Source organism: Streptomyces sp. yr375 (assembly GCF_900110755.1).
Taxonomy (GTDB): Bacteria; Actinomycetota; Actinomycetes; order Streptomycetales; family Streptomycetaceae; genus Streptomyces.
Window position 1 is genome coordinate 24,791 of sequence record NZ_FOFF01000027.1, and the last position, 14,447, is coordinate 39,237.

Here is a 14,447-nt window from a genome sequence, read left to right on the forward strand (position 1 = left end):
GATCTGCGGATGAGGCCCCGTCGGAAAGGACCAGTCATGGACCCTCAGGCCGCTTTCTGTGCAATTGCGACGATCGCGGCCCGGGGGACCTCGGCAACGTAGGTGTCATGAGAGCGATAGACCACTGGCCCTGGCGTGAAATCGACCCTGTCGGGGAGGCTCGCCAGGTATCTCTCATGCCCGAAGTGCTGCTCCAGAACGTGCCAGCAGGCATCGGTGCCACCCAATGTGTCGAAAAATGATCCGACTCCATACATGTCGGCCACGTAGTCGCACATACGCCGCCGGGCGTCCTCTTCTGTTTCGCCGTGGACGATCAGCGGGTCGTAGAAGTCGACCACGTCGGCCGGTGCTCCGGCTTCTTCGAAGAGTTCGTTCAGCAGCGTGCGGGAGAAGTGCGGATAGTCGTGGCCTGCCGTTGTGTAGGGGTGGACGATGCGTGTGAAGAAGTCCGCCATCGGGCTGGATTCGTCGAAGTCGTGCAGGACGACCCTGCCTCCGGGGCGCACCACGCGCAGCGCCTCGGTAACCGCGCTGAGTCTGTCGTCCGGCGCTATGTGGTGGGTGCCGTAGGCGAGCAGTACCGCGTCCACCGTGCGGTCTCCGAGGAAGAGGTGGTCCGCTGCCTGTCGGACGGCGGGCAGTCCCTGGGCCAGTGCCTGCGCGACCATCTCCCCGGAGAGGTCCCCCGTCAGGATGCCGAAGCGATCATGCAGGTCAGCGGCGTGTTCGTGGACAGCGCGGGCGATGGTCCCGTCGCCGCCGAGAACGTCGAGGACGGTGCACGGTCGCTCCGGGGTCGACTCGGCGGCCAGTTCGAGGAGTTGCCGCACACCCCTCCAGCGGACGGACGAGTCGCGCTGAGCCCGGCGGTAGGAGTCGCCCCGCCCCGTGTCGTCGGAGTCGAATTCAGTAGTCGTCGTTGTGAGTAATCTCAGCGCCTTTTCGGCCCCGGGGCGGGCGAAGTCCAGCGCCGAACCTAAAAGCGGATGGGCCGGCACCACATCGCGCAGATATTCGCTGAGAGTCATGGACGGCAGATAGAAATCCACCTCTGCCAATGCATCCGACTGCATTATATTTTCCAATCCGGTCATTCGATGGGTGTCATCGCAGACTGTCCACTGTACAGCGAGCAGTTCGCGGCAACCCGCACTGCACCATGCCAGGAGCCCAATGGGGCCGTCAAGAGTACTGCCCTTGACGCCTATCGATGCGGACATGATGAGCGACAGCAACAGGGGATGGCCGCCGGAGTATTCGGGTTATGGAGTCTGGGCCGCTTTATGGGGCTGAATCTCAAGCCGCAACGGGAGGGCCGAGTCCGCCGACGGAACAACGTCACAAGCACGTCTTCGGATTCCCGCACCTGGAATTAGTGTTCCTGCAACTTCGTCTTCAGACTCGGACATCTCGGCCGCGAAGCCCTCCGGACCACGGCCAAGCCCTACTCCTGCTCCGGACCCTGTCGGCGGTGGGTGAGGAGGTCGCCGGGCGGGCAGCCGAGGACTTCGCGCATCTCCGTGCCGACCCGCATGATCCGGGCCAGGGAGAGCAGTCCGACGCCGGTGAGGATGACGAAGTACGGCATGCCGTGGGTGACGTCGTAGAGCAGCGGCCTGTGGCCCGCCGCCCGCAGGGAGTTCAGCAGAGCCGCGCCCGCGACGCTCTCGGCGACGTGGCACACGACGCTGCCGACGGCCAGGTACCAGCCGAGGATGCGCAGGCGACCGGCGGTGCGGAAGGTGTACGGGCCGTTCTGGCGGGCCGCGCGGATCAGCCAGGACAGCAGGAACAGCGCGCCGATGTAGAGGGCGGAGGACGGCAGTTCGGTGAGCGTGCTCAGCAGGCGCGCGCCGCCGCTCGGGGAGCCGTCGCAGCACTCCGGCGTGAGGGAGACCTCGACACCGGGCCTGGGCTCCATGGCCTGGCTGAACCAGTCCTCGGCGCCCCCGTGCGTGTGCGGGCCGGAGGCGCAGACCGAACCGTCGCGCCACCCGAAGGCACCGCCGATCCCGACCGCCGCGAACGCCTTCAGCGTCAGCAGCACCGTGAACAGTGCGCAGAGCGCGGTGACCGCACCGGCCATGGGCTCCAAGGCCTCGCCGGCCGTCCGGATGTCCTCCCGGCGGTCGCTGTGCGCGTTCGCCCGAGCTGCCCACCCTCCGGCGTTATCGATTCGTTGCCTATTGGGCCAGGTCCGATCACATGGCGGTAACACCGTGAACGACCGTGACCGTGCACTCGTCGGCACCCGTATTCCCTTTCGATTCCCAGGAGTTCAGTCAGATGGAGTTACGCGCAAGACGCAGACATGGAGCCACGGCGGCAGGAGCGGCCGGAGTGGCTGTCGTGGCCCTGGTGCTGGCCGGGCTCCCGGGCGGGAGTGCCCAGGCCGCGCCGCCCGGCGACGCGGCCGGCGGCAACTCCCGTACGGCCGCCGCCGTGAAGACGGTGACGCTGGTGACCGGCGACCGCGTCCTGCTGGACCGTGCCGGAAAGGTGGCCGGCGTCGAGCGGGCGAAGGGCCGGGAGCGGGGCACGTTCTCGGTCCGGACGGTCGGCGACCACACCCAAGTGGTGCCCGCCGACGCGCAGTTGCTGATCGCGCAGGGCAAACTGGACGTCCGGCTGTTCGACGTGACCCAGCTCGCGGCGGACGGCTACGACGACGCGACCCGCACCGACGTACCGCTGATCGTCACCTTCAAGGGCAAGAAGGCCCCCTCGATGACCCCGTTCACCGGGGCGGGGGCCAGGATGGGCCGGTCGCTGCCCGTCGTCAACGGCAAGGCGATACGCCCCGTCAAGAAGCGGGCCGCCGACTTCTGGAACGCCGTGACCGACAGCGCGGGCGGCGGCGGTACGGAGTTCACCGGCTCCACGGCCGTGGAGAAGGTCTGGCTGGACGGCCGGCGCAAGGCGAGCCTCGACAAGAGCGTGCCCCAGATCGGCGCGCCCACGGCCTGGGCCGCCGGCTACGACGGCACCGGCACCAAGATCGCCGTACTGGACACCGGAGTCGACACCTCCCACCCCGACCTGACCGGGCAGGTGATCGAGGCGCAGGACTTCGCCGACTCCGGCAGCACCGGCGACAAGTTCGGCCACGGCACGCACGTGGCGTCGATCACCGCCGGGACGGGCGCCAAGTCCGACGGCAAGTACAAGGGCGTCGCCCCGGGCGCGAAGATCCTGAACGGCAAGGTCCTCGACGACAACGGCGGCGGCTACGACTCCGGGATCATCGCGGGCATGGAATGGGCGGTGGCGCAGGGCGCCGACGTCGTCAACCTCAGCCTCGGCGGCACGGACACGCCCGGTGTCGACCCGCTGGAGGAGACGGTCAACCGGCTCTCCGCCGAGTCCGACGCCCTGTTCGTCATCGCGGCCGGCAACGAGGGCGAGTACGGCGAGAAGACCGTCGGCTCGCCCGGCAGCGCCGACGCCGCACTCACCGTCGGCGCGGTCGACAAGTCCGACAAGCTCGCCGACTTCTCCAGCCGCGGCCCGCGCGTCGGGGACAGCGGCGTCAAGCCCGACCTGACCGCGCCCGGCGTCGCCATCACGGCCGCCGCGGCGGCCGGCAGCGTCCTGGCGGGCGCGTTCCCCTCCGACACCCCCGGCTACCTCACCCTCGACGGTACGTCCATGGCGACCCCGCACGTCGCGGGCGCCGCCGCCCTCCTCGCCCAGCAACACCCCGACTGGACCGGCGAGCGCATCAAGTCCGTCCTCACCGCCTCCGCGAAACCGGGCGCGTACAGCTCGTTCCAGCAGGGCACCGGCCGCACCGACCTGGTGCGGGCGCTGGACCAGAGCGTCGTCGGCGAGCAGCAGCCGATCGGCTTCGGCGAGCAGTCGTGGCCGCACGACGACGACAAGCCGGTCACCAAGCAGCTCACCTACCGGAACCTCGGCACGCAGCCGGTCACCCTCGACCTCTCCACCGACGCCTACGCGGTGGACGGCAAGCCCGCCGCCGAGGGCATGTTCACCGTCTCCCCGCAGCGGATCACCGTCCCGGCGGGCGGCACGGCGAGCGCCGAGGTCACGGCCGACACCCGCGCCGGCACGGCCGACGGCACCTTCGGCGGGTCGGTGGCCGCCGTCTCCGCCGACGGCAAGGTCCAGGTGCGGACCGCCGTCGGCGTGGCGCGCGAGGTGGAGTCGTACAGCCTGACGCTGAAGCACCTCGACGAGAACGGCGCGCCGACCGGCGACGCCGTCACCTCCGTCGCGGGCTTCGTCGGCGACTTCTACGCGGACTACGCCGACGAGCAGGACGGCGAGGTGACGGTCCGGCTGCCCAAGGGCGACTACATCCTCAGCGGCGTGATCCACCCGAGCATCGAGTCCGGCAAGCATGCCGTGCTGGTCGAGCCCAGGCTGCGGCTGGACGGGGACAGGACCGTCACCGTCGACGCCCGGCGGGCGAAGCCGGTCGACATCACCGTGCCGGACCCGGCGGCCGAGGCCACCGACGCGTCCATCGCGATCGGCTTCGAGCGCGGCGAGGGGCTGAACGACGGCTTCCTCCAGTACCTGCTGCCGACCTTCCAGGGCACCCGCGTCGGGCGGCTCGGCTCCGGCGAGCCCGTCGACGGGCTGTACTCCCTGTACGCCGGCACCTGGACCCGCCAGGACACGGCGGGCCGGCCGGTCAACTACCACCTGGCCTGGAACCGGTCCGGCGACCTGGACGGCTTCACCGCCGCGGTGCGGCGGAAGCAGCTCGCCGAGGTCGACCTCCAGGCGGGCGAACCGGTCGACGGCCGGCGCGTCCAGGTCGAGGTGACCCCGCACGGACCCGACGGCGAACTGGTGCGCAGCTTCACCGACATGCGCGGCGACCTGCCGCTGCGCACCACCGAGTACATCCTCGACAACGGCGTGCAGTGGTCGGCCCGCATGTGGTCGGTCTCCGGCGAGGGCCACGACTCGGTCTTCGAGAACTTCCTGATGCGGATGCCCAGGATCTGGAAGGCCGGCCACACCTACCAGGAGCGGTTCAACGTCGGCGTGTTCGGCCCCGTCCTGAACGGCCCCGGCGAGCTCGGGCCGGACAGGGGCTTTCCGGGTGTCAGCCGGCGCGGGAACACCGTCAGGGCGTACGTGCCGCTGTTCGGCGACGGCGCCGGGCACTGGGGCGAGGCCGACTCCACCTCGGTGAAGACCACGCTCACGGCGGACGGCAAGGAGATCACCGACGACTACGAGACCCCGCCGACCGAAGGCCTCACCGAGTACACCGTCCCCGCCGGGAACGCCGCGTACAAGCTGACCGTGGACAGCTCCCGCGACCCCGCCGTCTACGCCGTCAGCACCCGAGTCCAGGCGGAGTGGACCTTCCACTCGGCCACCACCCCCAGCACCCCCGAAGACGGCTTCGCCGCGCTGCCGCTGTCGACGGTCACCTTCTCCCCGCACCTGACCCTCGCCTCCACGGCGAAGGCGGGCCGGACCTTCGACGTGCCGTTCACGATCAAGGGCGCGGCGGCCGGGCAGCGGCCCGCGAAGCTCGCCTTCCAGGTGTCGTACGACGACGGCGCCACCTGGCAGCCCGCCAAGGCCGTCGGCGGCACGCACCTGGCACTGCGGCACCCGGCGAAGGCGGGCTCCGTCTCCCTGCGCGCCGCACTGACCGACCGGGCCGGCAACACCCTGGTCCAGACGATCCAGAGGGCCTACCTCACCACCTCGTAAACCTCCGACCGGGACGGCCGAGTGGCCGGGGCAGCCGCAAGGCCGCCCCGGCCCCTGACTCAGCGGCTGCGAAAGGCGCTGGTGGTGAAGAAACCCATTGCCGCGGCGCTGACCAGGGCACAGACGGTGAGGAGGGCGGTACGTCGCATGGAAGAACCTTTCCGGTGATGATGGACGGGCTCTGCACAACGCCGGTCGGGTCTTTGTCGCTTCGCCGACGGACCGACCCCACCCGTACGGGTGCGGCCAAGCGTGCGTACGCCGCGCCCACGCGGGATCAGGTGCTCGCCGGCACCGGCCGCCGGAGCAGGTAGGCGGCGGCGATCGACACGAGGACGGCCATACAGGCGATGAACACCAGCCCCGCACCCTCCAGTCCGAGCGGACCGACCAGCACGCCCACCCCGATCACCGGCACCGAGATGCCCGCGTAGGCCACCACGAACAGCGTCGAGATCACCGCCGCCCGCTTGTCGGCAGGGGACGCCGCGGCCACCGCGGACAGCGCCCCACGGAACGTCAGCCCCTGCCCGGCCCCGCCGACGAGCGCGCTCAGCACCACCAGCGGCAGCAGATCCCAGCGCAGCGCGCCCGCGAGCAGCGCGAGCCCGGCCAGCAGCGCGCCGCAGCCCAGCGGCAGCGATCGTCCGACCCCGACCCGGCCCACGGCCAACTGCCCGCCGGTGGAGGCGAAGAAGGCCAGCGCGACGACCAGACCGCTCACCGCGTGGTTGTCCACGTCGAGGGACTGCGCGAGGAACGCGGGGCTGACCGAGGTGAACACCCCGAACAGCGCGAACCCCACGAACGACGCGATCGCCGCCGGCCCGAACACCGCCCGCACCCGCGCCGGCAGACCGGGCCGCTGCGGTCGTACGGCGCTCAGCGGCCGCCGGTCGCGCACGGTCTCCGGGAGCCACACCACGACCGCGGCCGAGCAGGCGACGAGGCCGAGGTGCACGGCGAACGGCAGGTACAGCGGCCAGGGGGCGTACTGCGCGAGCAGCCCGGCGAGCAGCGGTCCGCAGCCCAGCCCGCCCATGTTGGCGGCCGTCGCCACGAACGTGGCCCGGGAAGCGCCGCCGGACGGCGCGAGGTCCATCACGTACGCCGTGGCGGCACCGGTGAACAGACCGGCCGACAGCCCCGACAGCAGCCGCCCCGCGTACAGCCAGCCCAGCCCGGTCGCGCACAGGAAGGCGACGGCGCTCGCCGCCGCGCACCCCAGACCCCACAGCAGCACCGGACGTCTGCCCACGGTGTCCGAGGCGTTGCCCGCCAGCAGCAGCACGCCGATGACCCCGAAGGCGTACACCGCGTACACGACCGTGACCGTCAGCTCGGAGAAGCCGAACTTCTCCTGGTAGAGGCCGTACAAGGGGGTCGGGAGCGTGGTGCCGACCATGCACACGGCGAACACGGCGCCACCGAGCAGACAGGGCAGCCACCCTCGACGCTCACGATTCATGCCGGCGACCGTAACCCCGGCGCGCGGCCCCCGTAACCCTCCACGCGCCGGCGGCGAGTCGGGCCGGGAGGGCTCAGGGGAGGATCTTGGCCTCGATGCCCGCGATCCGGCCGACGGCGTCGAAGGTGACCTCGACCGTCTGGCCGCCGGTCGGTTCGGCGACGATGCGGTCGGCTTCGTCGCGCCGGGCCACGCCGTGGTGGTCGAAGTAGCCGCGGACGACCTGCCGGGGCGAGTAGCCGATCAGCCCGGCCCCGGTGAGCAGCGTCCGGGGCAGCTCGACCAGATCCAGGGCCGTACGCGGCACCCGGGCGTCGTCCGGCAGGAAGTAGACCAGCGTGGCCCCTCCCGCCGGGACGCCGATGTAGCCGGGCGCCCCGGTCACCCCCATGCCTGTGAAGGCGAGCATCTCCGCCGCCCGGCGCGGGTCGTCGAAGCCGGACAGCGGCACGACCTCATCGGTGAGTTCGCCGATGCCCTGCGCCCGCCCGTACCGCTCGACCGCGCCGGTCAGGGCGACCGCCTCGGTGCCCCGCAGGCCCGGGTTCGCCCAGCCCCACATCCACGACCGCTCCTCCGCGTCGTAGGTGCCGAGCACGGCCACGCGCAGGTCCAGGTCCCCCTGGCGGTAGGTGCAGGAGGGCAGGTCCGCGGTCCACGGTCCCTCGGGCAGGAACGCCGCCAGGGCGTCGAGCTGCGCCGCGCCCCAGGCGGCATGCCGTTCGGCCTCGAGGAGGAACGCTTCGCTGAATTCACTTGCCATGCCCCGACCTTATGGGGCGGCATCGAACAGGCGTCGGGGAGGGGCCCGACTGTCGGGCGGGCCCCGCCCCTCCCCGCGTCCGCTCAGGCGGCGTACACCCTGCCCTGCCGCAGGACGAGGTGCGTCGGCTCGGAGCAGCCCAGGGACGGTGTGAGCAGCAGGCTCACCGCGATCGGCGCGGGCTCTGTACCGGCGGTCGAGAACTGGCACACCGCGCCCTTGCCCGTGAGCGGGTACCAGAACCAGCCGTCGACGTCGCCCACGGTCACGCGGTCCGACTCCTTCCAGGCGCCGTTGGCCTGCGTGTAGACCTGAAGGCGCACCGACGCGGCGTACTCGTCGTCGGCCGAACGCAGCGCGGTCAGGGTGACCTTGTAGTCGGTGCCGAGCACAGAGGAAGCGATCTGACGTGTCTGCGGCGCTGCGGCGGCCCTGTCGGCGGCCCCCGCGTCGGCGGCTGCGAGCGTGGTCGCGGCCAGAGCGATGAGGACGGCGGCCGTGACGCCGCGGGTCCGAAGGCGAGCGAGGCTCATGTGTGTTCCCCCGTTGGAACGAGTCGGGACGGTCGGTGTGAATCATCCCTTTGCCGAGGAAGACACGCGATATGCCCCGCCGGTTGCAGAGGCGGGGGAGGGGTCAGCGACTGTGCCATCCGAGTGCCAGGCGTTTCACCACCACTCGCGCCATCGCCGCCTCGCCCTTGGCGTTGGGGTGCGCGGGGGCGGCCGGCGAGGCGGGCTGCAACGGTTCGATCCAGCGGTCGGCCGGGGGCTTGCACATGTCGTGGCCGATGCTCGGACCGTAGGTGTCGACGTACTCGGCGTGGTTCCGGCGGGCCACCAGACGCAGCATCAGGTTGAGGCGCTTGCCGGTGTCCCGGAGGTAGGGGAAGTCCCGCGTCGCGAACGGCACCGAGGGCGCACAGCCGCTGCCGTCGTCGGGCAGGAGGTCCGGGTAGCCGACGACGAGGACCCGGGCGTACGGGGCCCTGTCGTGCACGGCCTGGAGCACCCGGGCGACCTTGGGCGCGGTTCTGACGATCTCGAGCGTGAGCCCGTCGACGCCCGACGCGCCGTAGTGACGCTGGCACGGATTGCCGGTCGGGTCCTGCGGGGCCAGTTGGACGCAGGTGCCGATGACAGAGCTGAAGCCGATGTCGTTGCCGCCGATCTGGACGGTCACGAGGCTGGTGTCGCGGCTCAACGCGTCGAGCTGCGGGCCGTTGGTGCCCTGCGGTTTCCACATGTTGTCGGTCGTCGCCCCGGCGCAACTGACGTCCTTGAACACGCTCGTCCACAGCCGCTCGGACACGATGGACGGGTAATTGTGGTCGGAGCGCGCGCAGTTGGCGTCCACTTGCCGGGGGATGAAGGGGCCGGAGGTGTAGGAGTCGCCGAGCGCCACGTACCGCTTTCCGTTGCCCGGATTACCCAAGTCGCCCGCCGCCACGGGCACCGCGGATGCGGCGACCAGCGCACAACCTCCCAACACCGCAAGGAAAGTGACGCCCTTTCGGCGACGCCCGACCACCGGTGTCCGTGTGCGTACGTCGCGCTGCATCGCGTTCCTCCCTGGAAGCCCAAGCCGTTCAACTCGGCTTGTATATCGCCCCGTTGGGCCCAGGGCCAGAGCCGGGAGGGCACAGTTCGACGCCCTCGACGCCGTCGTCGCCCCGGACCGGGCACCGGGCCGCCCGCGCGGGACGGATATGGCGGTGCGGGACGGGTTCGGCGGTGCGTGGGGCCGTACCCTGTGCGGGTGCCGTCCTCCCGTCTCCAACGTGTCGCCGTCCTCGTCCTCGAAGGTGCGAAGCCGCTCGACGTCGGCATCCCCGCACAGGTGTTCACGACCCGCGCGAGCATGCCGTACGAGGTGCGGATGTGCGGCGCGGCGCCCGGACTGGTGACCGGCGGCGACGGACTGTCGTACCACGTGGCCCACGGTCTGGAGGCGCTCGAGTGGGCCGACGTCGTCTTCCTGCCCGGCTACCGGCTCCCCGACCGCGACGACCCGCCGCGGGCCGTCGTCGACGCGCTGCTCGCCGCCCACGCCCGGGGCGCCCGGCTGGCCGCCATCTCGACGGGGGCCTTCGCGCTCGCCGCCACGGGTCTGCTCGACGGCCGGCGGGCCACCACGCACTGGCACTACACCCGGGCGCTGGCGGCGAAACACCCGCTCGTGCAGGTCGACGAGAACGTCCTGTTCGTCGACGAGGGCAGTGTGCTGACCTCGGCCGGCGCGGCCTCCGGCCTCGACCTGTGCCTGCACATCCTGCGCCGCGACCTCGGGGTGGCCGCCTCCAACCACGCGGCCCGGCGTCTGGTCGCGGCCCCCTACCGCAGCGGCGGCCAGGCCCAGTACGTGCCGCGCAGCGTGCCGGAGCCGCTGGGCGAACGGTTCGCCGCCACCCGTGAATGGGCACTGCACCGCCTCGACGAACCCCTCACCCTGGAGATACTGGCCCGGCACGCGGCGGTCTCGGAGCGCACCTTCTCGCGGCGCTTCGTCGACGACACCGGGTACACGCCGATGCAGTGGGTCATGCGCGCCCGCATCGACATGGCCCGTGAGCTGCTGGAACGCTCCGAGCGCGGCGTCGAGCAGATCGCCAACGACGTCGGACTCGGCACCGGCGCGAATCTGCGGGCGCACTTCCAGCAGATCCTCGGCACCACCCCGAGCGAGTACCGGCGCACCTTCACCCGGGGCGAGTGACGGGGCGCGTGACGGGGAGCGCGTCCTGCCTGGCGAGATCCTTGCGAACCCTGGCGCGCACGCCCCGGCCGCGGGCGCGCGGCGCGCGCGAGGCTGGTGGCGAACCGAAGGGACACCACTCATGACTCGCATCGCCATCAACGGATTCGGCCGCATCGGACGCAACGTGCTGCGCGCGCTCCTCGAGCGCGACAGCGACCTCGAGATCGTCGCCGTCAACGACCTCACGGAGCCCGCGACCCTCGCGCGGCTGCTCGCCTTCGACTCGACGGCCGGCCGACTGGGCCGCCCGGTCACCGTCGACGGCACCACCCTCGTCGTCGACGGCCGCCGCATCGAGGTGCTCGCCGAGCGCGAACCGGCGCAACTGCCGTGGGCCGCGCTCGACGTCGACATCGTGCTGGAGGCCACCGGCCGCTTCACCTCGGCCAAGGCGGCCCGCGCCCACCTCGACGCGGGCGCGCGCAAGGTCCTCGTCAGCGCGCCCTCCGACGGCGCCGACGTCACCCTCGCCTACGGCGTCAACACCGACGCCTACGACCCCGAGCTGCACACGATCGTCTCGAACGCCTCCTGCACGACCAACGCGCTCGCCCCGCTGGCCGCGGTCCTCGACGACCTCGCCGGCATCGAGCACGGCTTCATGACGACCGTGCACGCCTACACCCAGGAGCAGAACCTCCAGGACGGACCGCACCGCGACCCGCGCCGCGCCCGCGCCGCCGGGGTCAACATCGTGCCGACCACGACGGGCGCAGCGAAGGCGATCGGCCTGGTGCTGCCGAACCTCGACGGCAAGCTGTCCGGCGACTCGATCCGGGTGCCCGTGCCGGTGGGCTCGATCGTCGAGCTGAACACGACGGTCGCCCGCGAGGTGACGCGCGACGAGATCCTGGCGGCGTACCGCACCGCCGCCGAGGGGCCGCTCGCCGGCGTCCTCGAGTACTCGGAGGACGCGCTCGTGTCGTCCGACATCACCGGCAATCCGGCCTCGTCGATCTTCGACTCGGCCCTCACCCGCGTCGACGGCCGCCACGTCAAGGTCGTCGCCTGGTACGACAACGAGTGGGGCTTCTCGCACCGGGTGATCGACACGCTCGAACTCCTCGCCGCTCGCTGACCGGACGCAGGCCCCCCGGACCTGGGGCCGCCTGACGCGGGCCCTCCGGTCTCAGGCTTCAGGACTTCGGTCTCAGGACGGGGGCGGCCGCGTCGTCCGGTGGCCGGTGCTGGTTCCGAGGTCCGTCGCGAGCGCGGTGAGCCACACCTCCAGGTCGGCCAGGAGCGCCGGGACCTGGGGTGGGGACCGGGGCGTGGGGGAGGGCGGCGGAGTGAGCCGCAGACGGATGCCGCCGGGTGGGAAGTCGGCCGCCCGGGCGGCGGCCGTCTCCACTTCCTCGGTGGCGTCCCGGACCCAGCGCAGGGCGTCGGGAGGCAGATCGTGCGCCTGGGTCGTCCGGGGCAGCCAGTAGCCGCCGACCAGGACGCGGGCGCCGAAGTTGAGCGCGGCCAGGTAGTCGGGCTCGGACTCGGGTGCGGGGCCGGAGGGCTCCGTGCGGTACTGCGCGTACGCGTCCTCCGCCATCCGGAGCCGGTGCCGGGTCAGCCGGAGCACCTGGTCGACGGTGTCCGCGCGGCGCGCGGGGCCGGTGCCGGTCGGGGGGCCGGTCGCGGCTGTGGTCGTCGCCCGCACCACCGGCGCCGCCGCGCTGAGCAGGGCCGTCATACTGCGCCGCGTCTCGGCGCGGGCCCCGGACGGCCAGGCGAGAACCCCGCACAGCAGCCCCACCGCGCTCCCCGTCAGCACGTCGACGACCCGCGTCTCCGCGAGCCGCCACGTCACGGGAGCGATCTGCGCGAACGCCATGGACACGACCAGCGTGAACAGACCCTGCGCCCAGGCCGGTCCTTCCAGCGGGCCCACCGTGAAGGCGAGCAGCATCACCGGCACGAGCAGGTACGCGTACACCTCGGTGGCCTGACCCGCCCCGATGATGAGCAGTCCGGCGGCGAGCGCACCGGCCAGCGTGCCCACGACGGCCGCGCGGACGGCGGACCAGGTGGCGCCCGCCGTGGTACGCCCCAGGGTCAGCACCGTCAGCAGCACCCAGAAGCCGTGCGACAGGTCGAGCGAGCCCGCCACCAGACGGGCGAGGGCGAGACCGAGCGCGGTGCGCAGCGCGTTCTGGAAGACGACGGAGCGCCGCGTGAGGTTTCCGGCGAGGCGGACGGCGAAAAGACCGACCGTCGGGGTCCGGGCGTACCAGAACTGTTCCCGGGGCAGGCCGTGCACCGGCCGACGGCCGCCGAACGCCAGAGCGACGGCCGTGCGCACGGTCACGGCCGAGACCGCGACCGTCAGCACCGTCGACTGCCGCAGCAGCACCTGGTGCGACGCGGGCGTGCGCCCGGTCGAGGCGGCCTCGCGCGTGGCCAGGAACTGGGCGATCATCTCCTCGAGCAGCTCGGGCCCGGCGGCGGGGCGCGTGCGGCGCAGCGAGCCGGCCGTCTCGGCGCAGGCCGCGGCGGTCCCGTGCAGCAGGGTCTGCGAGGCCAGGTCGGCGGGCGCGGGAGGCATCTCGGTGAGGGCGGCCAGTTGGTCCACCAGCCGCCGGGTCGCGGAACCCGCCTGGGCCAGCGCCCGGTCCGTCCGGCCCGCGCCGGTCGGGCGGGCACCGGTCGGCTGGTGCGAGAAACGCAGGCCCCGGCCCGCCGCCCGCAGCCGCCCGGCGAGCCGGGGCTCCGGGCCCCGCCCGCCACGGATCAGGGAGCCGGCGGCCCGGGCCGCGAGGTCGAGGGTGTCGGCGATCCGGTCGCGGTACGACGGATCCGGCCGGTCCGGGAACAGCACCAGCTCACACACCACGAGCAACGCCACGCCGACGGCGACCCCGGTCAACCGCTGGGGCAGGGTCTCCGGGGCGAAGGGCGGGAAGCAGGCGAGGATGTAGAACAACTGCAGCCCGGGAGCCGTGCCGGCCGGCCGCGGGCCGCACACCGCGCCGAAGGTCAGCACGAACGCGACCAGCAGCATGCCCGCCACGGCCGACCAGGTCCGCACGGCGAGGGCGGTGCCGAGGACGGTGAGCGCGGCGGCGACCGGCAGGGCCGGCAGCACGGTTAGAGCGCGCCGACGCCCGGATCCCGGCACCGGCGAGAGCACGCCGAGCGCGATCGGCGCGAACAGGGCGTACAGCGCGGTCTCCGGCTGGTCGAGAAGGTACGCCGCCGGATAGAACCCGGCCGCCGCGGCGACCGTGACCCGTGCCGCACGCCGACCCGCCCCGACGGACTCGGCGAGGGACGGCCGCTTCACCATCAGCGCTCCTCTCCGCACCACCCTGAGGGTCGTCCCGTCCGCAGCTTCAGTGTCGCGCGGGTCCGGTGATCCCGCAGGCAGGGCGCGTCCCGGTGGGGTGACGCGGAACGGCCGTGGTGGGGTGTCGAGTCCGTGCAGAACCGGTGCTCTCGTGGTCCCTTGGTCACCCGCACCGAACCCATAGGGGACAATACGATGATGTCGCGCCAACGGCCCCGCTGTTGAGCCGTCGGGCGACGTCTCGACAGCGACCGTCCATGAAAGCAGAGCCTCGGTGATCTCCGTCTTCGACGACACTCCGATCTACCATCGCCTCATCAGCGAGCGCGGTGACGTGCCCGCCCAGGTGCGCGGCGAGGCCGAACGCATCAAGCGCGACCTGGACCGGGTCATGAACGCCCCGTCCTCCTTCGCCCCCGGCCCGCCGGCGCAGCGGTCGTTCTTCTCCTGAAGCCGCCGAGGCCGCCGAAGCCGCC

11 protein-coding genes are annotated in these 14,447 nt (G+C 72.2%); 4 read left to right on the forward strand and 7 right to left on the reverse strand.

The window, feature by feature from the left end:
- Positions 1-44 precede the first annotated feature (44 nt).
- Positions 45-1,097, reverse strand: a complete 1,053-nt coding sequence (locus BMZ82_RS24615) for a methyltransferase domain-containing protein (protein ID WP_218159046.1) — start codon at positions 1,095-1,097, stop codon at positions 45-47.
- Between the two features lie 350 nt (positions 1,098-1,447).
- Entirely contained in the window at positions 1,448-2,089 is a 642-nt protein-coding gene (locus tag BMZ82_RS24620; protein WP_093779366.1) for a DUF2975 domain-containing protein, read from the reverse strand.
- Positions 2,090-2,289: 200 nt separating this feature from the next.
- Here BMZ82_RS24620 and BMZ82_RS24625 point away from each other — a divergent pair, with 200 nt between their 5' ends.
- Positions 2,290-5,706 (forward strand): S8 family serine peptidase, encoded by a 3,417-nt coding sequence (locus BMZ82_RS24625; protein ID WP_093779368.1) that lies wholly within the window; start codon positions 2,290-2,292, stop codon positions 5,704-5,706.
- 277 nt (positions 5,707-5,983) lie between these two features.
- Here the strand turns inward: BMZ82_RS24625 and BMZ82_RS24630 are convergent, their stop codons facing one another.
- The 4 genes from BMZ82_RS24630 to BMZ82_RS24645 all read right to left on the reverse strand — a co-directional run bounded on the left by BMZ82_RS24630 (position 5,984) and on the right by BMZ82_RS24645 (position 9,497).
- Positions 5,984-7,174, reverse strand: coding sequence for an MFS transporter (locus BMZ82_RS24630; protein WP_093779370.1), 1,191 nt, complete (start codon positions 7,172-7,174; stop codon positions 5,984-5,986).
- A 73-nt stretch (positions 7,175-7,247) separates the two neighbouring features.
- A complete protein-coding gene (locus BMZ82_RS24635) occupies positions 7,248-7,937 on the reverse strand; it encodes a DUF6882 domain-containing protein (RefSeq protein WP_093779372.1) in 690 nt (229 codons plus the stop codon).
- Between the two features lie 83 nt (positions 7,938-8,020).
- The gene (locus BMZ82_RS24640) at positions 8,021-8,470 is read right to left on the reverse strand and encodes a hypothetical protein (RefSeq protein WP_093779374.1); all 450 of its coding nucleotides are present in this window, start codon (positions 8,468-8,470) and stop codon (positions 8,021-8,023) included.
- 103 nt (positions 8,471-8,573) lie between these two features.
- A complete protein-coding gene (locus BMZ82_RS24645) occupies positions 8,574-9,497 on the reverse strand; it encodes an SGNH/GDSL hydrolase family protein (protein WP_093779376.1) in 924 nt (307 codons plus the stop codon).
- A 198-nt stretch (positions 9,498-9,695) separates the two neighbouring features.
- On the opposite strand from BMZ82_RS24645, the gene BMZ82_RS24650 reads away from it, so the two are divergent.
- A complete protein-coding gene (locus tag BMZ82_RS24650) occupies positions 9,696-10,652 on the forward strand; it encodes a GlxA family transcriptional regulator (RefSeq protein WP_093779459.1) in 957 nt (318 codons plus the stop codon).
- 121 nt (positions 10,653-10,773) lie between these two features.
- Positions 10,774-11,772: a type I glyceraldehyde-3-phosphate dehydrogenase gene (gap, locus tag BMZ82_RS24655; protein WP_093779378.1), complete on the forward strand. Its 999-nt coding sequence runs from the start codon at positions 10,774-10,776 to the stop codon at positions 11,770-11,772.
- Positions 11,773-11,844: 72 nt separating this feature from the next.
- Here the strand turns inward: gap and BMZ82_RS24660 are convergent, their stop codons facing one another.
- A complete protein-coding gene (locus BMZ82_RS24660; RefSeq protein WP_093779380.1) occupies positions 11,845-13,971 on the reverse strand; it encodes an FUSC family protein in 2,127 nt (708 codons plus the stop codon).
- 274 nt (positions 13,972-14,245) lie between these two features.
- Between BMZ82_RS24660 and BMZ82_RS40845 the strand changes: the two genes are divergently transcribed.
- A complete protein-coding gene (locus BMZ82_RS40845) occupies positions 14,246-14,422 on the forward strand; it encodes a hypothetical protein (protein ID WP_177244641.1) in 177 nt (58 codons plus the stop codon).
- Positions 14,423-14,447 lie beyond the last annotated feature (25 nt).

Bases quoted from the DNA above. Each gene is read 5' to 3' on its own strand.
- BMZ82_RS24660 (WP_093779380.1), bottom strand. From the start codon at position 13,971: ATGGTGAAGCGGCCGTCCCTCGCCGAGTCCGTCGGGGCGGGTCGGCGT.
- BMZ82_RS24635 (WP_093779372.1), bottom strand. From the start codon at position 7,937: ATGGCAAGTGAATTCAGCGAAGCGTTCCTCCTCGAGGCCGAACGGCAT.
- BMZ82_RS24620 (WP_093779366.1), bottom strand. From the start codon at position 2,089: ATGGCCGGTGCGGTCACCGCGCTCTGCGCACTGTTCACGGTGCTGCTG.
- BMZ82_RS24640 (WP_093779374.1), bottom strand. From the start codon at position 8,470: ATGAGCCTCGCTCGCCTTCGGACCCGCGGCGTCACGGCCGCCGTCCTC.
- BMZ82_RS24630 (WP_093779370.1), bottom strand. From the start codon at position 7,174: ATGAATCGTGAGCGTCGAGGGTGGCTGCCCTGTCTGCTCGGTGGCGCC.
- BMZ82_RS24625 (WP_093779368.1), top strand. From the start codon at position 2,290: ATGGAGTTACGCGCAAGACGCAGACATGGAGCCACGGCGGCAGGAGCG.
- gap (WP_093779378.1), top strand. From the start codon at position 10,774: ATGACTCGCATCGCCATCAACGGATTCGGCCGCATCGGACGCAACGTG.
- BMZ82_RS24615 (WP_218159046.1), bottom strand. From the start codon at position 1,097: ATGACCGGATTGGAAAATATAATGCAGTCGGATGCATTGGCAGAGGTG.
- BMZ82_RS24645 (WP_093779376.1), bottom strand. From the start codon at position 9,497: ATGCAGCGCGACGTACGCACACGGACACCGGTGGTCGGGCGTCGCCGA.